We start from the raw sequence: 22066 nt of genomic DNA on the forward strand, positions 1-22066 counted from the left end.
TGGCGGTGGCGGAGGCTATCGCGGTGGCGGCGCTCCCGGCGGCGCACCGGGAGGTCCTCCCGGCGGTTTCCGCGGTCGCCCCGGTGGTGGTGGCCGAGGACGTGGCGGCGCAGCCGGTGCGTTCGGTCGTCCCGGCGGTGCACCCCGGAAGGGGCGCAAGTCCAAGCGGCAGAAGCGCCAAGAGTACGACTCGATGCAGGCTCCGGCCGTCGGCGGCGTCAGGCTGCCCCGCGGCAACGGCGAGACCATTCGTCTCGCCCGAGGAGCGTCGTTGTCCGATTTCGCCGACAAGATCGATGCCAACCCGGCATCGCTGGTCCAGGCGCTGTTCAACCTCGGCGAGATGGTCACGGCGACAGAGTCGGTCAACGATGAGACGCTGGAACTGCTCGGCTCCGAGATGAACTACATCGTCCAGGTCGTCAGTCCGGAGGACGAGGATCGCGAACTCCTCGAGAGCTTCGATCTCTCCTACGGTGAGGACGAGGGCGGCGAAGAGGACCTCGAGCAGCGTCCACCGGTGGTCACCGTCATGGGCCACGTCGATCACGGCAAGACCCGACTGCTCGACACGATCCGCAAGGAGAACGTGCGCGAGGGCGAAGCCGGCGGCATCACTCAGCACATCGGTGCTTACCAGGTCAACACCCACCTCAACGGTGACGATCGACTGATCACGTTCATCGACACCCCGGGTCACGAGGCATTCACCGCCATGCGTGCGCGTGGTGCGAAGTCGACGGACATTGCGATCCTGGTGGTCGCTGCCGACGACGGCGTCATGCCGCAGACGGTTGAGGCGGTCAACCACGCGCAGGCCGCAGATGTGCCGATCGTGGTGGCGGTCAACAAGATCGACAAGGAAGGCGCTGACCCCTCGAAGATCCGCGGCCAGCTCACCGAGTACGGCCTGATTCCCGAGGAGTACGGCGGCGACACGATGTTCGTCGACATCTCGGCCAAGCAGGGCACCAACATCGAGCAGTTACTCGAAGCGGTGCTGTTGACGGCTGACGCGTCGCTGGATCTGCGCGCCAACCCCGACATGGACGCCCAGGGTGTCGCCATCGAGGCACACCTCGACCGTGGTCGCGGACCTGTGGCAACCGTGCTGGTCCAGCGCGGAACACTGCGTGTCGGTGATTCGGTCGTCGCGGGCGACGCATACGGTCGTGTCCGTCGCATGGTCGACGAGCACGGTGACGACGTCAGCGAGGCATTGCCATCGCGTCCGGTCCAGGTCATCGGCTTCACGTCGGTGCCAGGTGCGGGCGACAACCTGCTCGTCGTCGAGGAAGACCGCACCGCGCGGCAGATCGCCGACCGCCGCAATGCGCGCAAGCGCAACGCGTTGGCGGCGCGCAGCCGCAAGCGGATCAGCCTCGAGGATCTCGATTCGGCGCTGAAGGAAACCAGTCAGCTGAACCTGATCCTCAAGGGCGACAACGCCGGTACCGTCGAAGCACTCGAAGAGGCTCTCCTCGGTATCGACATGGGCGACGAGGTTTCACTGCGCGTGATCGACCGTGGTGTCGGTGGCGTGACCGAAACCAACGTCAACCTCGCCGCGGCGTCGGATGCGATCATCATCGGATTCAACGTCCGCGCGGAGGGCAAGGCCACAGAGCTCGCCAACCGCGAGGGCGTCGACATCCGGTATTACTCGGTGATCTACCAGGCCATCGACGAGATCGAGAGCGCGCTCAAGGGCATGCTCAAGCCGATCTACGAAGAGGTGGAACTCGGCCGCGCCGAGATCCGCGCGATCTTCAAGAGCTCGAAGATCGGCAACATCGCTGGTTGTCTCGTGCAGTCCGGTCTCATTCGCCGCAATGCCAAGGCGCGTCTTCTCCGCGACAACGTCGTTGTCGCCGAGAACCTCACGATTGCGTCGCTGCGGCGCGAGAAGGACGACGTCACCGAGGTCCGCGAAGGCTACGAATGCGGTCTCACGCTGACGTACAGCGACATCAAGGTCGATGACGTCATCGAGAGCTACGAATTGCAGGAGAAGCCGCGCGACTGACGCGCGAATCGTCGAACATGCTCCCCTTCCGGGGCCAGCGGGAATCTGTTGCCCGGACGGCCCCGGAAGGGGAGTACGTTCCTCGCAGCCCGCGGTTCGATTCTCGAGGAAGGACACACCATGGCTGACCCTGCACGGGCACAGCGAATGGCCAAGCGGATCTCGTCGATCGTGGCGTCGTCGATCGCCCACGACATCAAGGACCCGCGGTTGGCCCATGTCACGATCACCGATGCCAAGGTGACCAACGACCTGCACGACGCGACGGTGTTCTACACCGTGATGGGCGAATCGATCGACTCCGAACCCGATTACGACGCGGCGGCCGCAGGGCTGGCCAAGGCGACCGGGATTCTGCGCTCGAAAGTGGGTGCAGGAACGGGTGTCCGATTCACTCCGACACTGAGTTTCGTCCTCGACACCGTTCCCGACGCGGCGCGGCACATGGAAGAGCTTGTCGCGCGTGCGCGTGCCAACGACGAATTCGTCGCGCGCCAGGCGAGAGAAGCACGCCCGGCCGGTGATCCCGACCCGTATCGAAACATGGACGACGACACCGGAGATGACGGCGGAACTGACGGCGCGGACGGTCCACGGGAGTGACCGCGGCCTCCACAGCGGCGATCGCGGATGTACTCGGCGGGGCGTCGGCGGTGACGATTCTCTGTCACGTGCGTCCCGACGCCGACACCATCGGCAGCGGACTGGCCCTGGGCCACGCGCTGAAGGCGCGCGGTCTCGACGTCGAGGTCGCGTTTCCCGGCCCCGAGAGCCTGCCACACGCGCTGCGCGACCTTCCCGGCGCACAGGGTCTGCTCGTTGACCCGCCCGCGCTCAAGGGGCACGACGTGACCGTGTCGGTCGACGCCGCGGGGCCTGATCGGCTCGGCGAGCTGACGCCGGTGTTCGACGGTGCGGTCACGTCGATCGTCGTCGATCATCACACGTCCAATCGTGGGTTCGGCGACCTCGACTTCGTCGACCCCGACGCCGACTGCACCGCGGTGCTCATCCTGCGACTCATCGACCAACTCGGCGTTCCGCTGACCGCCGACATCGCGACGTGTCTCTATGCCGGCCTGGCAACAGACACGGGTTCGTTCAAATGGGCGCGCCCGGACTCGTTCCGCGTCGCGGCACGACTACTCGACGCGGGTGTCGACGGTCGGCGGTGGAGTCGGGCGCTCTTCGACACCCACCCGTTCTCGTGGCTCGCGATGGTATCGGGGGTGCTGGCATCCGCGACCCTGGTTCCCGGGGTCTGCAGCGACGGGGGACTGGTGTACGCCGTCGTCGATCGCGACGCGATGGCCGGCATGAGCTGGGAGGAATCCGAGAGCATCATCGACATCGTGCGGACGACTGCCGACGCCGAGATCGCCGCGGTGTTCAAGGAGATCGAGCCGTCGAGTTGGACGGTGTCGCTGCGGTCGAAGTCATCGGTGGATCTCGTACCGATCGCCCGCGCCCTCGGCGGTGGCGGACACCGGCATGCATCCGGCTACAGCGACACCGGTACCGCGGCCGAGGTTGTCGAGCGACTGGTGGGATCACTCTGACGGTGTCCGCAGAAGCTGCAGACCCGCAGGCCACCGCTCCGGAGACGGGGATACGACGCATCGCGGTGCTCTCGGTGTCGGCGCTGGCCGTCTTGACCGCGCCGCCGCTGTACCTGCTGCTCGACCTCGCCGTCGTCGGACGCCTCGGCGGTGACGAACTGGCCGCACTGGGCGTCGGCGCGCTGGTCCTCTCCGTCATCAGCACCCAACTGACCTTCCTTTCGTACGGTACGACCGCGCGATCGGCTCGACGCTTCGGTGCGGGTGACCGTGCAGGCGCGGTAGCCGAAGGGGTACAGGCGACGTGGATAGCACTCGGTGTCGGTGCGGCGATCGTCGCCGTGATCTACCCGTTCGCGCCGTGGGTGATGCGACTCATGGTCGGAACATCCGGTCCCGATGCGAATCACGTTGCAGCGGAAGCGACGTCGTGGCTGCGCATTGCATGCTTCGGTGTGCCGCTCATCCTCGTGTCGATGGCAGGCAACGGGTGGATGCGTGGCGTCCAGGAAACTCGACGACCGGTGGTCTATGTGGTGGTCGGTGTGGCGGTCGGAGCTGTGCTCCTGGTGGGGTTGGTCCACGGTGTGTGGTTCTTTCCACGCCTCGGCCTACAGGGCAGCGCAGTGGCCAACGTTCTCGGACAGTCGATCACCGGTGTGCTGTTCGCAGCCCGACTCCTGCGCGAGGTGCTGCCGGAGGGCGGACGCCATTCCCTGGGTCCACGGTGCGCCGTGATCCGCGCACAGCTGGTGATGGCCCGCGATCTCGTCGCGCGCAGCCTCTCCTTCCAGGTGTGCTTTCTCTCGGCGGCTGCCGTCGCGGCTCGCTTCGGGGTCGCTGCCGTCGCCGCACACCAGTTGACACTCCAGCTCTGGGAGTTCATGTCGTTGTTCCTCGACTCGGTCGCCATCGCAGCACAGGCGCTTGTCGGTGCGGCCCTGGGTGCAGGCGCTGTGTCCGCTGCACGCAGCGTGGCCCGCAGGGTGACCATCGTGTCGGTGATCGCCGCGTCCGTGATGGCTGCGGTGTTCGCGATGGGTGCGGGAGTGCTACCGAAGCTGTTCACCAGCGACGCGCGCGTGCTCGATGTGATCGGCACACCGTGGTGGTTCTTCGTGGCGATGTTGCCGATCGCGGGCATCGTCTTCGCGCTCGACGGTGTGCTGCTCGGCAGCGGCGATGCCGCCTACCTGCGCACAGCGACGCTGATCGCCGCGCTGACCGGATTCTTGCCGTTGATCTGGTTGTCGCTGGTCTTCGACTGGGGACTCGCAGGGATCTGGACAGGTCTCGTCGTGTTCATGGTGATCCGCATGCTGACCGTTGTGTGGCGAATCCGGTCGGGACGGTGGCAGCGCGTCGGCCGCGAGAGGCACTGACGTCCCGTGCCCGGTCGGTCAGTTGGGCGGCCACCCGCCGAGCTGATTCGGTGGCGGCGCGGTCGGCTGCGGATACGGTCCGACGGCGTTGGCGCCGGGCTGGCGTCGGGTGCGGCCACCGCGGATGGCGAGACCGAGCCCATCGCAGGCCCACACGCACAGGATGGCCAGAACGGCGAGGCCGAAGAACACAAGAGTGTCGAGAAGCGACGCCCACAGAAACGAGTGCGGATAGCGGATCGACTGTTCGGCCCACCCGCCGAGGCCGCTCACGGCAACCATCGGGATGATCCCGAGGAACGCGATGAACGTTCGCCTGCGCGCGAGCGACCAACCTGCGGCGACACCGAACAGGCACAGACCATTCCCCACGGTGAACCACGTCGTGAACTCGGCGTCCGTCCAGCCCGAATAGAGGTCGGGACCGATAACCAGGAACAGGCCGTCGAGTCCGCGCTGCAGACCGAGAAAACCCAGGGCTACGAGGGGGCCGAGGATTCGCTGCGGTGTCGATCGGCCCCAGATGCCCAGAACGCACACGTACAGCAGGATCAAGACGCTGAGGCCGCTGAATGACCACCAGTCGAACAGCTTGAACCGATAGATGGCGAACTCCACGGCGAAATACAGCACAGCGAATACCAGCGCGATCCCCGCGCTCACCAGTGTTTGTGCCCACCACGGACCGCGATCGCCAAGGGGCCGACGGGATATGGGGCGCCCGGGGTAGGGCGGGTAGGCAACCGGCTGCGACGGGTTCGGGTACACGAGCGCATCGTGCCATACCCGGGCCCCTCTCACCCCACAGGACCGCAGGGTGGGCCGACTCCAACTCGGAGCTGCGCTGATCGTCGGAGTCGTGGGCCTACGTCGAGACGACGACCCGAGACGATCCGCCCACGGTGACATAGGAACTGGCCAGGAACCAGACAAGCGCCAATCCGACGAGGAGGAGTGTGGTGATCAGTGCCTGCGTCGTCGGAGACCCCCGATTGCCGGGGCGTGCCCGATTGCCGGGGCGTGCCCCCGGGGTGCTCTGGGGAGGTACGAACCCGGCCGGGCCGGTGAATCTCGCGTGGTTGTCGGCCACGCCAGGCATGCTCTCACATGCCCGGTCGTCGGCCTCGCTGCGCTGTCCGGATGCGCCGCAGGTTGGGGACGCAGCCATCTGGCACGATGGATCCTCGTGGCAACACTCTGGGCGATCAGCGATCTGCACGTGGCACACCGCGGCAACGAGAGCATCGTCGACCAGATCCGACCGTCGGCATCCGACGACTGGCTGATCGTCGCGGGCGACGTGTCCGAACGCACCGACGACATCGTCGACACGCTGCGTCGGCTCAAGGCGCGTTTCGGCACCGTGATCTGGGTACCGGGCAATCACGAGCTCTACACGACGGCCAAGGACCCGCTGCAGATCTTCGGCGTGGCCCGCTATGACTACCTCGTCCAGGCGTGCCGCGACATCGGGGTCATCACGCCCGAGGACATCTATCCGCTCTTCGACGCGGACGACGGCAGTGAACCCGTGCGGGTCGTGCCCATGTTCCTGCTCTACGACTACACCTTCCGGCCGGAGGGAACGACAACGGCGCTGCAGGCGCTGGCGGTTGCCCGAGAGCGCAACGTGGTGGCCACTGATGAATTCCTGCTCTCCGCCGAGCCGTATCCGACCCGAGACGCGTGGGGCAGGGCACGAATCGATGCCACGCGCCGTCGACTCGAAGCGCTCGACCCGTCGGAGAAGACGATCCTGATCAATCACTGGCCCCTGCGCCGCGAACCGACAGACGCCCTGTTCTACCCCGAATTCGCGTTGTGGTGCGGCAGCGAACTCACCGCAGACTGGCACACCCGTTTCAATGCGGCGTGCAGCGTCTACGGGCATCTGCACATACCGCGCACCACGTGGTACGACGGCGTTCGATTCGAGGAGGTGTCGGTCGGTTATCCGCGCGAATGGAAACGACGCGGGCTTCCCGAGCCGCTGCTACGGCAGATCGCCCCGGATCCCGGCGTCCGCGAAGAGGATCTACCCGACCACGGAGCACGTTTCACACTGCCGCCCGACTATGCTGAGCGCGCTCGCGAGTTCGCCGAACGGATGGCGCAGCGACGTGCGGAGCGGTCGGGCTCATCGGCGCAGCGCCCGCACACCCAGGAGGGAAACCAGTGATCGAACGACTCGTCCCGCCGGGCGTGGCTGCCGCCGAGTCCTTCGGGGACCCGCCCGGCCTCGCACCGATGCCCGCGGAGGAATCGTTGATCGCGCGGGCTGTGGAGAAGCGACGTCGAGAATTCATCACAGCGCGACACTGCGCGCGCCAAGCACTTGCGCAACTCGGCGTCGAGCCGACCCCGATCATGCGCGGCGACAAGGGGATGCCCCTGTGGCCCAAGCAGGTCGTGGGCAGTATGACGCACTGCGACGGTTATCGTGCCGCGATCGTCGCCTACGCCATGGGGGTTCGCTCACTGGGTATCGACGCCGAACCCCACGACGAATTGCCCGATGGTGTGCTCGAGCACACCAGCCTTCCCGCCGAGCGCGACGTTCTCGCCACCAGGCCGTCCGGCCTGCATTGGGACCGACTGCTGTTCTGCGCCAAGGAAGCGACGTACAAGGCATGGTTCCCGTTGACCCAGCGCTGGCTCGGCTTCGAGGACGCGCACATCACGTTCGAGCAGACAGGGGAGAACGCGGGGACTTTCCGCTCGGCGATACTGATCGACGGATCGGTCATCGACGGCGGCACACCGATCACCGGTTTCTCGGGACGGTGGCTGGTCGACGACGGGTACATCACCACAACGATCGTGATGAGCTGACGTGGCCGATTCCTCCATCGAGAACGCCGGGCTGGTCATCGTCGACAAGGACGAGGGCATCACGAGCCACGACGTCGTGTCGCGGTGTCGAAAGTTGTTCAACACCAGACGTGTTGGTCACGCGGGCACGCTCGATCCGATGGCCACCGGCGTACTCGTCGTCGGTGTCGAACGGGCGACCAAGCTCCTCGGACTGTTGTCGTTGAACACCAAGTCGTACACCGCGACCATCCGGCTCGGGGCCGCGACCGACAGTGACGACCGCATGGGCGAGGTCATCTCGGGAGCGGACGCATCGTCGATCACGGACGAGCAGATCGCCGATGTCGTCGCGACGCTCACCGGCGACATCGAGCAGGTACCCGCAAAGGTCAGCGCCATCAAGGTCGACGGCAGACGGGCGCACGCGCTGGCACGGACAGGTGAGGAATTCGAACTCGCGGCGAGGCCGGTCACGGTGTCCCGATTCGACGTGTCGGCTCGTCGCGACGAGGGCGCCTTCGTCGATCTCGACGTCGTCGTCGAGTGTTCGGCGGGAACCTATATCCGTTCTCTCGCACGTGATCTCGGTGCCGAACTCGGAGTCGGGGGTCACCTGACCGCGTTGCGCAGAACCTCGGTCGGGCCGTTCACGCTCGAGCATGCGCGCACTCTCGAGCAGCTCGCCGAGAACCCGGAGCGCAGTCTCACCATCGACGAGGCGGCATTGATCTCGTTCCCGCACCGCGACATCGACGACGACGAGGCCGAATCCATCAGCCAGGGACGGTGGTTGACCCCGATCGGCCGCAAAGGCGTCTACGTGGTGGTCGATCCGGCGGGGCGAGCCATCGCGCTGGTGCAGGAGAAGGGTCGGCGCGCGAGTTCGGTGATGGTCGTCCGACCTGCGACGCTGCGCTAGCGCGGGAGGACCGCCGCCGCGCGACGGTCAGTGCTCGGCGACCAGGAAGATCGCCCGAGCGGCGATGTCGCCGAGCACGATCGGCTCGGCGTCGTCGACCGAGATCGAAATGGTGCCGGCGAACGGTCGTTTCTCGGCGACGCGGACAGTGCAGTCCAATGCCACCCCGAGCTGGTCGAAGTAACGGAGTACCTCGGGGTCGGTGTCGGAGATGCGCGCGATCCGGCCGCCTTCACCGGTGTCGAGGTCGGCCAGTGAGAATGCCTCGGGCGCGGGTATCGACCCGTCGATGCGGGGAATGGGATCGCCGTGTGGATCGCGGTCGGGGTGACCGAGTTTGGCGTCGAGGCGTGCCATGAAGCGGTCGGACATCGCGTGTTCGAGGATTTCGGCCTCATCGTGCACCTCGTCCCAGCCATAGCCGAGTTCGCGCACCAGGAAGGTCTCGATCAGGCGATGGCGACGCACCATCAGGACGGCCGCCGCGCACCCTTCCTCGGTGAGTGTGACCGCGCCGTAGCGTTCGTGGGCGACGAGTCCCTGGTCGGCGAGCTTGCGGATCGCTTCCGACGCCGTCGAGGCCGATACGCCCATCTTGTCGGCCAGCATCTTCGTCGTCACCTTGACCTCGGCCCATTCCTGGGTGGTCCAGATGACTTTGAGGTAGTCCTGGGTGACCGTCGACAACTCGGTGACGGATGTCTCGGGGACGCGCGTCCCGGCAGGGTCGGTCGGGTGTCCGGGGTCGGAGGTGGTGGCACCGGCCGCTCGGGGTTGGGGCATGGATCGAGCTTAGCGCCGCCTACCCACACCGAGCGGCCGTGCCCGTCCGAACGGGCGTTGCGACGGCACCGACCATGACGGTTGGCCTGGCGGGGTGCGGTGATTCATCGTGCGGATACACGCTATTCACCTCGGGTGGTCGATCGGTGTTTCGCGGGCGCGGGCGCTGGTTCGTCGGCGTCGGGCATCGTAGGCTGGTCGGCGTGTTGCGATGGCGAGGTCTCGAGGATGTGCCCGCGGACTGGGGCAGGTGCGTGGTGACCATCGGCGTGTTCGACGGGGTCCACCGCGGGCACGCGCAGTTGATCAACGCTGCGACGTCCGCGGCGGCCGAGCGTGGCATCCCTTCGGTGTTGATGACCTTCGACCCGCACCCGGCGGAAGTGGTGCGCCCCGGCACGCATCCACCGCAGTTGACGACCCTCACACGTCGGGCGGAGCTGGCCGAGGAGCTCGGTATCGACGTGTTCTGTGTGATGCCGTTCACCCCGGAGCTCGCGGCCCGCTCACCCAAGGACTTCGCCCACGATGTGCTCGTCGAGAGCCTGCATGCCGCAGAGGTCGTGGTGGGCGCCAACTTCACGTTCGGCAAGAAGGCCGCCGGGAACGTCGAGAAGCTCACCGAACTCGGTGAGCGGTTCGGGTTCGAGGTGCAGGCCATCTCACTGTTCGGTGAGCACGCGGTGACCTATTCATCGACCTATATCCGCTCGTGCGTCGCCGCAGGCGACGTCGAGCGTGCGGCCGAGGCACTCGGGCGACCCCATCGTGTCGAAGGTGTTGTGGTCCGCGGTGATGGCCGTGGACGCGAATTGGGTTATCCCACAGCGAATGTTGCGCCGCCGATGTACGCCGCGATCCCTGCTGACGGGGTGTACGCGGCGTGGTTCACGGTGCTCGGGCCCGGCCCCGTCGTCGGGCAGGTGGTACCGGGCGAGAGCTATCAGGCAGCGGTGTCGGTGGGTACCAACCCGACCTTTTCGGGACGTACACGCACGGTCGAGGCGTTCGTGCTCGACACGACGGCCGATCTCTACGGACAGCACGTCGCCGTCGACTTCGTCGATCGGATTCGAGGCATGGAGAACTTCGACAGCATCGACGACCTGCTGACGGCGATGGCGGGCGACGTCGACACGACGCGCGAGATACTGGCCTCCGGTCACACAGCGTCGTAGCCGCGGCCGAGCCGTCGACGGCGGCTGTTCGCGATTTGGGTCCGGACCAGCGGGGTTGGTAGCCTGGTGAGTCGGTGCCGCTGCAGTCCGCGGTGGCGCACCGAGCCGATGTCGACAATCCCAGGGTGGGGTCGTTGCCGGTCACAGATGACGCGGGACTGAAACAACAGGAGTATCTCCATGGCATTGACTGCCGAGCAGAAGAAGGAAATCCTCAGCGAGTACGGGCTGCACGAGACCGATACCGGCTCGCCCGAGGCGCAGGTCGCGCTGCTGACCAAGCGCATCACCGACCTGACCGAGCACCTCAAGGAGCACAAGCATGATCACCACAGCCGTCGTGGTCTGCTGCTGCTGGTCGGCCGTCGTCGCCGCCTGCTCAAGTACGTCGCCAAGGTCGACATCGCACGCTACCGCTCGCTGATCGAGCGCCTCGGTCTGCGTCGCTGACCTATCGCCACAACGCGGCGATAAGACTTCCCGACCGGCCACCTCCCATTGCGGAGGTGGCCGGTTCGTCGTTTCCTGGTGTTCGGGGGCGCAATGATAGGCTGACAAGCGGAACGTTGCAGATCTGTGTGCCCGCACATGTCGCAGAGTCAGATCGGTCCTCGGTAGTGGCCGCCGGAGTCGTCAGAGATTCCGGCCGCTTCGATCGAAGGCCGTCTGAGCACCACGGATCACCTGAGGCTAATCCGGGCATGCGGTGGCCATTTCCCCGCGATGTTCTGGGCCGGTAGTGGCGCCACGCGCGCCCCGGTGCGCGGCATCATGTGCCGCGCAGTTCACCGGGAGCGCACGTCGGTTGTTCGCTCGCCGGTCCCTATCCGCATATTCGGGCCGCTGCGAGCGGCCACCACCACGATCGCGCCGTGATGCGATCGGCACGAAGGGATTCATAGCCCACATGACAGATGTCAACACCACCGACGTCGTCGAGGAGTTCGACGACGCCATCACCGAGGCGACCGCCGTCATCGACAACGGCAGCTTCGGCACCCGCACCATCCGGTTCGAGACCGGACGCCTCGCACTGCAGGCCGCCGGTTCGGTGACCGCCTACCTCGACGACGAGACCATGCTGCTGTCGACGACAGCGGCGTCGAAGCACCCCAAGGAGCACTTCGACTTCTTCCCGCTCACCGTCGACGTCGAAGAGCGCATGTACGCCGCCGGACGCATCCCCGGATCGTTCTTCCGCCGCGAGGGTCGTCCGTCGACCGACGCGATCCTCACCTGCCGCCTGATCGACCGCCCGCTGCGCCCGTCGTTCGTCGACGGCCTGCGCAACGAGATCCAGGTCGTCGTCACGGTCCTGAGCCTCGATCCCAAGGATCTCTACGACGTTGTCGCGATCAACGCGGCCTCGGCGTCGACCCAGCTCGCGGGCCTGCCGTTCTCCGGTCCCGTCGGCGGTGTGCGCGTCGCGCTCATCCCCACGGAGGAAAACAAGGCCGGTCAGTGGGTCGCGTTCCCGACCGTCGAGCAGCTCGAAGGTGCCGTGTTCGACATGGTCGTCGCGGGTCGCGTGGTCGAGGGCGGCGACGTCGCGATCATGATGGTCGAGGCCGAGGCCACCGAGAACGTCATCGACATCGTCGCAGGCGGCGCGCAGGCACCGACCGAGACCATCGTCGCCGAGGGGCTCGAGGCCGCAAAGCCGTTCATCGCGCGTCTGTGCGAGGCGCAGAAGTCGCTTGCGGATGCTGCCGCGAAGGAGACCGCCGAGTTCCCGCTGTTCCCGCCCTACGAGTCCGACGTCTACGACGCCGTCTCCGCCGCCGTCACCGAGCGTCTGTCGCAGATCCTCACCATCGCAGGCAAGCAGGAGCGCGACGACAAGACCGACGAGCTCAAGGCCGACATCCTCGCCCAGCTCGGCGAGCAGTTCGAGGGCCGCGAGAAGGAGATCGGCGCGGCATACCGCTCGGTCACCAAGAAGCTCGTGCGCCAGCGCATCCTGACCGACCACTTCCGTATCGACGGCCGCGGCATCACCGACATCCGGTCGCTGTCGGCCGAGGTCGCCGTGATCCCGCGCGCACACGGTTCGGCGCTGTTCGAGCGTGGCGAGACCCAGATCCTCGGTGTCACCACCCTCGACATGGTCAAGATGGCCCAGCAGATCGACTCGCTCGGACCCGAGACCTCCAAGCGCTACATGCACCACTACAACTTCCCGCCGTACTCGACCGGTGAGACCGGTCGCGTGGGATCGCCCAAGCGCCGCGAGATCGGTCACGGAGCGCTCGCCGAGCGGGCTCTCGTGCCGGTCATCCCGAGCGTCGAGGACTTCCCGTACGCCATCCGTCAGGTGTCGGAAGCGTTGGGCTCCAACGGTTCCACCTCGATGGGGTCGGTTTGTGCGTCGACGATGTCGCTTCTCAACGCCGGTGTGCCGCTGCGCGCGCCGGTTGCGGGTATCGCGATGGGTCTGGTCTCCGACACCGTCGACGGCGAGACCCGCTACGTGGCGCTCACCGACATCCTCGGCGCCGAGGATGCCTTCGGCGACATGGACTTCAAGGTTGCAGGCACCAAGGACTTCGTCACCGCGCTGCAGCTCGACACCAAGCTCGACGGCATTCCGTCGAAGGTGCTTGCCGGTGCGTTGAGCCAGGCCAAGGACGCGCGCCTGACCATCCTGGACGTGATGGCCGAAGCGATCGACGAGCCCGACGAGATGAGCCCGTACGCGCCGCGGATCACCACCATCAAGATCCCGATGGACAAGATCGGCGAGCTGATCGGCCCCAAGGGCAAGACGATCAACGGCATCACCGAGGACACGGGCGCGAACATCTCCATCGAGGACGACGGCACCGTGTTCATCGGTGCGGCAGACGGTGTGTCGGCGCAGGCCGCGATCGACAAGGTCAACGCCATCGCCAATCCGCAGTTGCCCAAGGTGGGCGAGCGTTTCCTCGGCACCGTGGTCAAGACCACGGCCTTCGGCGGGTTCGTCTCGCTGCTTCCCGGCCGTGACGGCCTGGTGCACATCAGCAAGCTCGGCAAGGGCAAGCGCATCAACAAGGTCGAGGATGTCGTCAAGGTCGGCGACAAGCTGCAGGTCGAGATCGCCGACATCGACGAGCGCGGCAAGATCAGCCTCGTCCCGGTCGACGACAGCGACAAGTCCGGTGCTGCGGAGAAGTCCGACGACACGGCATCGGCAGACGCCTGATCTGCTGACGTAGCAGCGGCGTGCTCGCCGCGAGAATTCGACGGCCCGTCGTCCACAATGGTGTGGACGACGGGCCGTCGTCGTGGATCGAGAGGAGGCTGGTCGTCGATGGCACATCACACCCAAGACGACGTCGTCGCCGACAAACTCACGGTGCCGCATCGTCGCGATCCGTCCGGCAGCGGCGACAGCACCGTCGAGAGTCTCATTCGATCAGAGCCTCTACTCGGCACGCCCGACATGTCGGTGCGGCAGGCAGCGCAGTTGATGACAGAGCGGGGCCGCGACCACGTACTGATCCCGTTGCGTGACCGCGGTTTCGGTGTGCTCACAGACGCGCTCATCCGCGAGCGGGTGGTGGCGGCGGGAGCGGACCTCGACACGCCGGTGACCGTACTGACGGAGAGACGGGCGACCGTCGTCGCGCCGCACGTCGCGGCCTCCGACGCGCTCGCGGTCATCCTCGAGAACGACCTGACAGCGCTGCCCGTGGTCGACGCTGCCGGAGTGGTGCATGGCGTGGTTGCGCCCTCGGATTTCGTTGCAGTACCCGGTGGCCCGAGTGTGGCTCTGCGCGAACAGATCTCCCGTGCGCGAGACGTGCCGGAGTTGCAGGAGCGGGCATCTCGGGTGCCATACCTCGTCGCCGATCTCGTGCGACGTGAGCAACCGGCGCATTCGGTCACGACGATGGCCTCACTCGTCACCGACGCAGTGGTGCGGCGAGCGCTCGAGCTCGTCCTCGCAGCGCATCCCGAGGTCGATCCGACCCATCTGACGTGGATGTCGTTGGGTAGCAACGCTCGTCGAGAAACCGTTCTGAGTTCTGATATCGATTCGGCCGTGTCGTTCGCCGATGACGTCAGCGATGCGCAGGCGCAGGCGTTTCGGGTTGCATTCGGAGAGGTCGACGATCTGCTCCGCGGGGCGGGCATGAAAGTCGACGACAACGGCGCCGTCGCCTCGATGCCGTTGTTCTCCCGCACTCACGCGCGCTGGCGCCGGGCAGCTCAGCGGTGGCTCGACGATCCGCTGGAGAACAAGGGCATGATCCTCACGTCGTTGCTGATCGACGCTCGGCCGATCTGGGGAGACGAGGGACTGCCGGCCGTCGGCGAAGTGTTCGCCGATCTGAGACGTCATCGAGGAACGCTGAATCTCCTACTAGCAGAAGCGCTCGCCACCCGAGCGAAGATGAGGTCAGTGCGCGATCTGCTGACCCGTCGGGGCGACGACTTCGACATCAAACAGCATGCGATAGGCCCACTGGTGAATCTCGCCCGATGGGCGGCGCTGTCGGTCGGTTCCGCGCAACTGGACACCCGTGGCCGCCTGCGTGCGGCGTCGGGCACGGACCTGCTACCAGACGACCATGCGGAGACGTTGGTGGAGGTGTTCGAGGTCCTGCAGCGGGTGCGCCTGAATTATCAAGTCGCCCAGTTCGATCGGGGAGAAGTTGTCAGTGACGTGCTCGACATGAAACGTCTCTCGCCGCTCGATCGCAGTATGGTGGCCCAGGCTGTCCGTGAGATCGCCGGTGCGCAGCGTCGAGCCGCGAATCGTGCACATTACCTCCCGCTCGGTTCGTCGGAGTGAGGTGCTCGGCGGGCGGAAAGCGCGGTCTCGCGAAGAGGATCTGAATCAGTTGGTGCTGAACGGATTCTGCTCGGCGGGAAGGTCGAGTGCGGCGCCGACCTCCGCGTTGTACAACTGCCCCGAGTGGGTGCTCAGGCCGCCGGCCAGTGCTGCGTTCTCCGATAGTGCCTGCTTCCAGCCCTTGTCGGCGAGCTGGAGCACGTACGGCAGGGTCGCCCCGGTCAGTGCCTGCGTGGAGGTTCGCGCGACGGTGCCGGGCATGTTGGCGACGCAGTAGAAGACGCTGTCGTGCACGGTGAACGTCGGGTCGTCGTGGGTGGTTGGGCGCGAATCCTCGAAGCAGCCACCCTGGTCGATCGCGATGTCGACGAGCACCGAACCCGGCTTCATCTGCGCCACAAGGCTGTTGGGCACGAGGACCGGCGCCTTGGCGCCGGGGACGAGAACGGCACCGATCACGAGGTCGGCCTGCTTGAGTGCGTCGGCGAGGGCCAGCGACGTCGAGTACCGGGTGTGGACGCGTCCGCCGAAGCGGGCGTCGACAGCACGCAGCTTGGCGATGTCGAGATCGAAGACGGTGACCTGCGCACCCATTCCCACGGCGATCGTGGCCGCATTGACACCGCTGACACCGGCTCCGATGACGACGACATCGGCGGGCTCGGTGCCGGGAACCCCGCCCATCAGTACGCCGCGGCCTCCTTCCGACCGCATCAGGTGGTACGCCCCGACCTGGGGTGCGAGACGGCCGGCGACCTCACTCATGGGGGCCAGCAGCGGCAGCGAACCGTCCGCTGCGCGGACCGTCTCGTAAGCGATCGACGTGGTTCGCGACGCCAGCAGGGCGTCGGTGCACGGACGGCTCGCAGCGAGGTGGAGGTAGGTGAAGATCGTCTGGTCCTCACGCATCATGGCGTACTCGGCCTCGATCGGCTCCTTCACCTTCAGGAGCAGGTCGGCCTGCTCCCACACAGCGGCTGCGGTGTCGAGTGTCTGTGCGCCTGCGGCTTTGAAGTCGGCGTCGTCGATGGCCGAGCCGAGCCCGGCATCGGCCTGGACGATGACGTCGTGGCCGCGCTTGGTCAGCTCGGCCACACCGGCGGGCGTGATCGCGACGCGGTACTCGTTGTTCTTTATCTCGGTGGGGATGCCGATACGCATCAGGTGCTCCTTGACGTTCATATAAGAGGGCGATGTCGGTGCGCTTCGGGAGCGCGGGTGGTGGCTCGAATAGGGGCGCTACTCTGCGCTGAACACCTTCAAGAGTGAAGGAACGTCGAAGAGGGCACAATGTGGATGAGGAAAGTTCTGTAGAAGTGTCATGAAGGCGAAGAATCGTCGAGAGGGAGAGTTGTGATGGCCGCCACGCCGAAGGATGTTCGGGCGATCGAGCTCGACGCCACCGACCGTGAACTGCTGCGAGTGCTGCAACTCGACGCACGCATTCCGAACAGTGAGCTCGCAGCGAGGGTGGGGATCGCGGCGTCGACAGCGCACGGCCGCGTTCGACGCCTCGTCGACGCCGGCGTCATTCGGGGCTTCTTCGCCGACGTCGACCCGGCTGCGGTGGGACGTCCGTTACGCGCGATGGTCGCGGTGAGCCTGCAGTCGGACGCGCGTGGACAGATTCGGCAGTTCGTCGGCGAGATCGCGCGCCGCGACGAGGTGATCGACGTGTTCTTCCTCGCCGGTGCCGACGATTACCTGTTGCACGTCGCGACCGCCGACACCGAGGCCCTCCGGACCTTCGTCGAGATGCTCAACGCGCGGCGCGAGGTCGCGGGGACGACAACCTCCCTGGTCTTCGACCACCAACGCGGCGATGCGCCGATCTACTGAGGTGTGTGGTCTGTGCCGTAGTCCGATGCCACCTGGTGACACCGGACTACGGCACACGGGTGCGTGTGCGGCATGACCGGTCGGGAACGGACCTTCTCGCGCACTAGACTCGGACGGGAATGTTCGACCGAGGGCGCGAGGAGAGGCATCGATGAGTGACGAGATCAGAGTGGGCGTGTTCGGCAGTGGGGGCAAGGTCGGGCAGGCCATGGTCGACGCCGTCGAGGCAGCCGACGACCTGGTCTTCACCACGGGCGTCGACAAGGGCGACGACCCGACGGCCTTCGTCGACGCCGACACCTCCGTCGTCATCGACTTCACACATCCGAGCGTCGTGATGGACAACCTGAAGTTTTTGATCGACAACGGCATTCACGCCGTCGTCGGAACCACGGGCTTCACAGCCGAACGTCTTGATCAGGTACGCGCGTGGCTGTCGGAGGCGCCCGGGGTCGGCGTGCTCATCGCTCCCAACTTCGCTATCGGCGCGGTCCTGTCGATGCGTTTCGCGCAGCAGGCGGCTCGGTTCTTCGAGTCGGTCGAGGTCATCGAGTTGCACCATCCGCACAAGGCCGACGCGCCATCGGGCACGGCGTACCGTACCGCGGCGCTGATCGCCGAGTCCCGTGCGCAGGCCGGTGTCGGGCCGAGCCCGGATGCCACGACCGACGAACTCCCCGGTGCACGAGGTGCCGTCGTCGACGGTGTGCACGTGCACTCGGTGCGCCTCGCCGGTCTTGTCGCGCACCAGGAGGTGCTGCTCGGCACGCAGGGGGAGACACTGACCATTCGCCACGACTCGATCGACCGCAGTTCATTCGCGCCCGGAGTGCTGCTCGGTGTGCGGCAGATCGGCAGTCGGCCGGGCCTGACCGTCGGCCTCGACGAATTGATGGACCTGTAGTCGCCATGTCCGCCGACCCGAGCAAGCCCAAGAAGGATCCGACGCAGCGTGACGCCCGACCGATCGTGTGGATGATCGGATTCCTCGTCGTCGCGATGATCGTGTACTTCGTGCTGCTCGGTCGGACCGGCGTACAACTGATCGCGCACGGCGGGGTGGTCGCCGTCGGGCTCGGCATCGGCGTGCTGATCCTGCCGTTCCTGGGTGCGTGGCTCATCTACTCGACGCTGCGTGCGGGACTCGAACACCAGCGACTCGCGCGGATCATGGCCGACGAGGGGCGTGAACTCGACGTCTCGGAGCTTCCGCGCCGAGCCTCCGGTCGGATCGAACGGGAGGCTGCCGACGAGCTGTTCGCCCAGGTCAAGCAGGAGTGGGAAGCCAACCCCTCGGACTGGCAGAACACGTATCGGATCGCCAGGGCCTATGACTACGCGGGTGATCGCTCCCGTGCGCGGGAAATGATGAAACGCGCAGTGGCGCAGTTTCACGGTCGCGAACAACGGCGCAGCGCATGAGTGAGACCCTTCGTGCACTGCTCGACGCCGAGCAGTTGTGGGCTGACGCTCTCGCGCAGGTCGGTCCGGCGACACTCGATCGGCCCAGCGGCGCGGAGTCCTGGACCAACCGAGATCTGATCAATCACGTCACCGGCGGGGGTCATCGCTATGCGATGTTGCTGGCGGGCGGGAGCGCCGTCGACGCAGAGACGACCAGGGGCACCGACTACATCGTGGACGATCCCGTCGGCGAGTTCTGGAGCTACGAGACCATGTTGCGCGAGTCGGCTGCCGCAGCCGATCTCGATGCGCTCGTGGATCATCGTGCGGGGCCACGCACGGGCGAGGAGTTGTTGCTCATGCGCGCCATGGATCTCACGCTGCACACACACGACCTGTGCGTCGGCATCGGACTCAGGTGGGAGCCGTCGGAGGCCCTGGCGACATACCTCCTCACCGACGCGTCGTCGATCATCGAGCAGCTCCGCGGTCTCGGGCTGTTCGGTCCGGCCGTCGAGTACGCGGGAGCAGATGTCGAGTCGACGAGCGCGGCCGACCGTTTGCTGGCATTCGCGGGGCGGTCACGATGACCCGCCTGCTGATCGTCCACCACACTCCGTCGCCACATTGCCAGGCGATGTTCGAGGCAGTTGTCTCGGGCGCGACCGACCCGGAGATCGAAGGTGTCGAGGTCGTTCGCAAAGCGGCACTGGAGGTGTCGGCATCGGACATGCTTGCTGCCGACGGCTACCTGCTGGGCAGCCCGGCCAACCTCGGCTACATCTCCGGGGCACTCAAACACGCCTTCGACGTCTGCTATTACCCGATTCTCGATTCCACCAGGGGGCGGCCGTTCGGCCTGTACCTGCACGGCAACGAGGGGACCGAGGGCGCGGTGAACGCCGTCGACCGGATCACTGCCGGACTCGGGTGGGAGAAGGCCGCCGAGTACGTGATCGTCTCCGGCCCGCCGTCGAAGTCCGATCTCGAGGCCTGCTGGGAGCTGGGGGCGAGCGTCGCGGCACAGCTGATGTGAGTCGCTGAGTCCGACATGGTTCGATCTGTGCCATATCGGATGACTCGAGTGTCGAATCCGTTGATGCGGTGCAAAAATTCAACTTTCCGCACCAGGTGCGCACGCCGCGATCAGGCGAGCACGCGCCTGATCGATTGTTGGGAGGCGCTGTGTCGAGGTCTGCGTCGTGATCGCCCACGCGATCGGGGATGTGCTGCCGGTCGCCGTCGCGGTGGCGATCAGTCCGGTGGCGATCATCACCGGCGTCGTGCTCCTGCTGTCGGATCACGGTCGTGGCAAGGCGGCACTGTTCGCAGTCGGGTGGATTCTGACCCTGCTGATCGTCACCGGTATCGCGGTCGCGGTCACCGACGTCGCCGAGGAGGATGAGCCCGCCGCCACCGAGCACGGTGTGCAGATCTTCACCCTTGTGCTCGGGCTGTTCTTCCTCGCTCTCGCGGTGATGTCCTGGCGCAACCGACCGGCGCCGGGAGAGCCGGCCAAGGAGGCCAAACTCCTCGCGCGTGTGACCGCGATGTCGGGGCTCTCGGTATTGGCTCTCGGTCTGATCGAGGGTGTCGCGATCGTCAAGAACGTGCCGCTCAGTCTCGGTGCGGGGGCACGGATCGCCGAGGACACCCTCGGTGGTGCCTCGGCGTGGGTGGCGTTGGTCATCTACGTGCTCATCGCCAGTATCGGCATCGTCCTGCCGCTGCTGATCGCCGTTGTCGGCGGTCACCGCCTCGACCCCGCCCTGGGCAATTTCCGACAGTGGCTCGAGGACAACATCTCACCGATCACGATCATCACGCTCCTCGTGGTGGGCGCCTACTTCGTCGGCAAGGGGCTTGCGATCTTCTCGTGAACGGCTGCGTTCAGGGCTGCTCGTCGTCGAATCGGTCGACGAGCAGAGCGCTGATCTGCACCTGACGGGTGAGGAACTGACGCTCGTCGAGCTTCTTACGCCGCATCCAGGTGGTGACCTCGGTGTTGCACTTGCTGGCATTGCACGAGCGACAGCAGGGCACCACGTTGGTCAGGGTGTAGCGTCCGCCGCGCGAGATCGCGAGCATGCAATCACGTTGCAACGCAGCGCCTTCGGCGCCGCAGTACGCGCACCCGCCCCAGGCCTCGCGGAGTGCGGTCCACTGGGCGGGAGTCAGATCATGAGACTGTGCGGCGACCCGGGACCTACGACGGCGTGCATACCGATTGGCCCGGGTCCGTGAGCGGGGTGGCATGCAGCCAGACTAATCTCGATGCCCCACGCGTCACTTGCGCCACACCGTGAAGGAGGTGCTCGCGGAGCGGCCGCGCCATCCGCGGGCACGGCGACGCGTCGTCCTAGACTGGCAGCCGTGAGTACGGCCATTCGCGACCTCCGACCGACCGGGGCCATCCCGACACCATATGAGGACCTCCTGCGTCTGGTGATGGACACCGGTACGCCGAAGGCCGATCGCACCGGGACGGGAACGCGCAGTCTGTTCGGACATCAACTCCGCTATGACCTCAGCCAGGGTTTCCCGCTGGTCACCACCAAGAAGGTCCACCTGAAGTCGATCGTCTACGAGCTGCTGTGGTTCCTCCGGGGCGACTCCAACGTGCGGTGGCTGCAGGAGCGGGGCGTGACCATCTGGGATGAGTGGGCCGACGATCACGGCGAGCTGGGTCCCGTCTACGGCGTCCAGTGGAGAAGCTGGCCGACGCCCTCGGGCGAGCACATCGATCAGATCGCCGCCGCACTCGACACTCTCAAGACCAACCCGGATTCGCGACGCAACATCGTCTCGGCGTGGAACGTGGGGGAGATCCCACAGATGGCGCTGCCACCGTGCCATGCGTTCTTCCAGTTCTACGTGGCCGATGGCAAGCTCTCGTGTCAGCTCTATCAGCGCAGCGCCGATCTGTTCCTCGGCGTGCCGTTCAACATCGCGTCATACGCCCTGCTGACGCACATGATGGCGCAGCAGGCGGGCCTCGATGTCGGCGACTTCGTGTGGACCGGCGGTGACTGCCATATCTACGACAACCACGTCGACCAGGTGAACCTGCAGCTCTCGCGCGAAGCGTATCCGTACCCCACCCTGCGACTCCGCAGGCGCGACTCGATCTTCGACTACGAGTTCGACGACATCGAGGTGATCGACTACCAGTCGCATCCCGGCATCAAGGCGCCCGTCGCCGTGTGAATCCCAGACGTCTGACGTGTCCTCCGAACGGAGGATTTGTCGCGGACTACTTTTCAGTACCGACGGTATCGACATGAAAAGCGTGTTAGCCATGAGGTGCCGCGCGGAGATCTGATGGGCCTCACCGCACTCTGCCGGTCTCGTTCGTCGGCCGAGTTCGGACGCGGGGCGAGCC

The 22066-nt window shown here is 66.1% G+C and carries 23 protein-coding genes; 18 read left to right on the forward strand and 5 right to left on the reverse strand.

Annotation, left to right across the window (positions count from 1 at the left end):
• The 4 genes from infB to GOACH_RS07275 all read left to right on the forward strand — a co-directional run.
• The coding region (gene infB / locus GOACH_RS07260; RefSeq protein ID WP_005172780.1) for a translation initiation factor IF-2 at positions 1 to 2026 on the forward strand (2026 nt) is incomplete at its 5' end.
• A gap of 120 nt (positions 2027 to 2146) precedes the next feature.
• On the forward strand, positions 2147 to 2629 hold the full coding sequence (rbfA, locus tag GOACH_RS07265) for a 30S ribosome-binding factor RbfA (RefSeq protein ID WP_005172783.1): 483 nt from the start codon (positions 2147 to 2149) through the stop codon (positions 2627 to 2629).
• Positions 2626 to 3585, forward strand: coding sequence for a DHH family phosphoesterase (locus GOACH_RS24225; protein WP_005172786.1), 960 nt, complete (start codon positions 2626 to 2628; stop codon positions 3583 to 3585). Before rbfA ends, GOACH_RS24225 begins: the two co-directional genes overlap by 4 nt.
• 2 nt (positions 3586 to 3587) lie before the next feature.
• Positions 3588 to 4967 (forward strand): MATE family efflux transporter, encoded by a 1380-nt coding sequence (locus GOACH_RS07275; RefSeq protein ID WP_005172789.1) that lies wholly within the window; start codon positions 3588 to 3590, stop codon positions 4965 to 4967.
• A gap of 18 nt (positions 4968 to 4985) precedes the next feature.
• On the opposite strand, the gene GOACH_RS07280 is transcribed toward GOACH_RS07275, so the two are convergent.
• Together GOACH_RS07280 and GOACH_RS07285 are read right to left on the reverse strand one after the other, a co-directional pair.
• On the reverse strand, positions 4986 to 5630 hold the full coding sequence (locus tag GOACH_RS07280; RefSeq protein WP_174320815.1) for a hypothetical protein: 645 nt from the start codon (positions 5628 to 5630) through the stop codon (positions 4986 to 4988).
• 202 nt (positions 5631 to 5832) lie between these two features.
• The gene (locus tag GOACH_RS07285; RefSeq protein ID WP_157227582.1) at positions 5833 to 6135 is read right to left on the reverse strand and encodes a hypothetical protein; all 303 of its coding nucleotides are present in this window, start codon (positions 6133 to 6135) and stop codon (positions 5833 to 5835) included.
• 18 nt (positions 6136 to 6153) lie between these two features.
• Here GOACH_RS07285 and GOACH_RS07290 point away from each other — a divergent pair, with 18 nt between their 5' ends.
• From GOACH_RS07290 to truB, 3 genes are read left to right on the forward strand one after another with little or no spacing between them, the layout of a single operon-like run.
• Positions 6154 to 7146 carry a metallophosphoesterase family protein gene (locus tag GOACH_RS07290; RefSeq protein WP_005172796.1) on the forward strand — a complete coding sequence of 331 codons (993 nt, stop codon included), beginning with the start codon at positions 6154 to 6156 and terminating at the stop codon, positions 7144 to 7146.
• On the forward strand, positions 7143 to 7799 hold the full coding sequence (locus GOACH_RS07295) for a 4'-phosphopantetheinyl transferase family protein (RefSeq protein WP_005172798.1): 657 nt from the start codon (positions 7143 to 7145) through the stop codon (positions 7797 to 7799). The genes GOACH_RS07290 and GOACH_RS07295 overlap by 4 nt, the downstream gene beginning before the upstream one ends.
• 1 nt (position 7800) lies before the next feature.
• Positions 7801 to 8700, forward strand: coding sequence for a tRNA pseudouridine(55) synthase TruB (gene truB / locus GOACH_RS07300; RefSeq protein ID WP_005172801.1), 900 nt, complete (start codon positions 7801 to 7803; stop codon positions 8698 to 8700).
• A 27-nt stretch (positions 8701 to 8727) separates the two neighbouring features.
• On the opposite strand, the gene GOACH_RS07305 is transcribed toward truB, so the two are convergent.
• Positions 8728 to 9483: a metal-dependent transcriptional regulator gene (locus tag GOACH_RS07305; RefSeq protein WP_005172802.1), complete on the reverse strand. Its 756-nt coding sequence runs from the start codon at positions 9481 to 9483 to the stop codon at positions 8728 to 8730.
• A 203-nt stretch (positions 9484 to 9686) separates the two neighbouring features.
• Here GOACH_RS07305 and GOACH_RS07310 point away from each other — a divergent pair, with 203 nt between their 5' ends.
• The 4 genes from GOACH_RS07310 to GOACH_RS07325 all read left to right on the forward strand — a co-directional run bounded on the left by GOACH_RS07310 (position 9687) and on the right by GOACH_RS07325 (position 15441).
• Positions 9687 to 10661 carry a bifunctional riboflavin kinase/FAD synthetase gene (locus GOACH_RS07310; protein WP_040518071.1) on the forward strand — a complete coding sequence of 325 codons (975 nt, stop codon included), beginning with the start codon at positions 9687 to 9689 and terminating at the stop codon, positions 10659 to 10661.
• 180 nt (positions 10662 to 10841) lie between these two features.
• On the forward strand, positions 10842 to 11111 hold the full coding sequence (gene rpsO, locus GOACH_RS07315; RefSeq protein ID WP_005172806.1) for a 30S ribosomal protein S15: 270 nt from the start codon (positions 10842 to 10844) through the stop codon (positions 11109 to 11111).
• 457 nt (positions 11112 to 11568) lie between these two features.
• Positions 11569 to 13845: a polyribonucleotide nucleotidyltransferase gene (locus GOACH_RS07320; protein ID WP_005172807.1), complete on the forward strand. Its 2277-nt coding sequence runs from the start codon at positions 11569 to 11571 to the stop codon at positions 13843 to 13845.
• Between the two features lie 108 nt (positions 13846 to 13953).
• Positions 13954 to 15441, forward strand: coding sequence for a putative nucleotidyltransferase substrate binding domain-containing protein (locus GOACH_RS07325; RefSeq protein ID WP_005172810.1), 1488 nt, complete (start codon positions 13954 to 13956; stop codon positions 15439 to 15441).
• 45 nt (positions 15442 to 15486) lie between these two features.
• Here the strand turns inward: GOACH_RS07325 and ald are convergent, their stop codons facing one another.
• Complete coding sequence (gene ald / locus GOACH_RS07330) at positions 15487 to 16602, reverse strand: alanine dehydrogenase (RefSeq protein WP_005172814.1); 1116 nt, start codon at positions 16600 to 16602, stop codon at positions 15487 to 15489.
• A gap of 195 nt (positions 16603 to 16797) precedes the next feature.
• On the opposite strand from ald, the gene GOACH_RS07335 reads away from it, so the two are divergent.
• From GOACH_RS07335 to GOACH_RS07360, 6 genes are all read left to right on the forward strand, one after another.
• On the forward strand, positions 16798 to 17280 hold the full coding sequence (locus tag GOACH_RS07335; RefSeq protein ID WP_005172817.1) for an Lrp/AsnC family transcriptional regulator: 483 nt from the start codon (positions 16798 to 16800) through the stop codon (positions 17278 to 17280).
• Positions 17281 to 17431: 151 nt separating this feature from the next.
• On the forward strand, positions 17432 to 18184 hold the full coding sequence (gene dapB / locus GOACH_RS07340) for a 4-hydroxy-tetrahydrodipicolinate reductase (RefSeq protein ID WP_005172819.1): 753 nt from the start codon (positions 17432 to 17434) through the stop codon (positions 18182 to 18184).
• A 5-nt stretch (positions 18185 to 18189) separates the two neighbouring features.
• Positions 18190 to 18702 carry a hypothetical protein gene (locus GOACH_RS07345; protein WP_005172821.1) on the forward strand — a complete coding sequence of 171 codons (513 nt, stop codon included), beginning with the start codon at positions 18190 to 18192 and terminating at the stop codon, positions 18700 to 18702.
• The gene (locus GOACH_RS07350; RefSeq protein WP_005172824.1) at positions 18699 to 19274 is read left to right on the forward strand and encodes a maleylpyruvate isomerase family mycothiol-dependent enzyme; all 576 of its coding nucleotides are present in this window, start codon (positions 18699 to 18701) and stop codon (positions 19272 to 19274) included. The genes GOACH_RS07345 and GOACH_RS07350 overlap by 4 nt, the downstream gene beginning before the upstream one ends.
• Complete coding sequence (locus tag GOACH_RS07355) at positions 19271 to 19720, forward strand: flavodoxin family protein (RefSeq protein ID WP_005172826.1); 450 nt, start codon at positions 19271 to 19273, stop codon at positions 19718 to 19720. The genes GOACH_RS07350 and GOACH_RS07355 overlap by 4 nt, the downstream gene beginning before the upstream one ends.
• 166 nt (positions 19721 to 19886) lie before the next feature.
• Positions 19887 to 20564 (forward strand): GAP family protein, encoded by a 678-nt coding sequence (locus tag GOACH_RS07360; RefSeq protein ID WP_005172827.1) that lies wholly within the window; start codon positions 19887 to 19889, stop codon positions 20562 to 20564.
• 10 nt (positions 20565 to 20574) lie between these two features.
• On the opposite strand, the gene GOACH_RS07365 is transcribed toward GOACH_RS07360, so the two are convergent.
• Positions 20575 to 20940, reverse strand: coding sequence for an HNH endonuclease (locus GOACH_RS07365; protein ID WP_005172830.1), 366 nt, complete (start codon positions 20938 to 20940; stop codon positions 20575 to 20577).
• 117 nt (positions 20941 to 21057) lie between these two features.
• On the opposite strand from GOACH_RS07365, the gene GOACH_RS07370 reads away from it, so the two are divergent.
• Positions 21058 to 21891 (forward strand): thymidylate synthase, encoded by an 834-nt coding sequence (locus GOACH_RS07370; protein ID WP_005172834.1) that lies wholly within the window; start codon positions 21058 to 21060, stop codon positions 21889 to 21891.
• The last annotated feature ends 175 nt before the right edge of the window (positions 21892 to 22066 follow it).

Origin of the sequence: Gordonia aichiensis NBRC 108223 (assembly GCF_000332975.1) — a bacterium.
GTDB lineage: Bacteria > Actinomycetota > Actinomycetes > Mycobacteriales > Mycobacteriaceae > Gordonia > Gordonia aichiensis.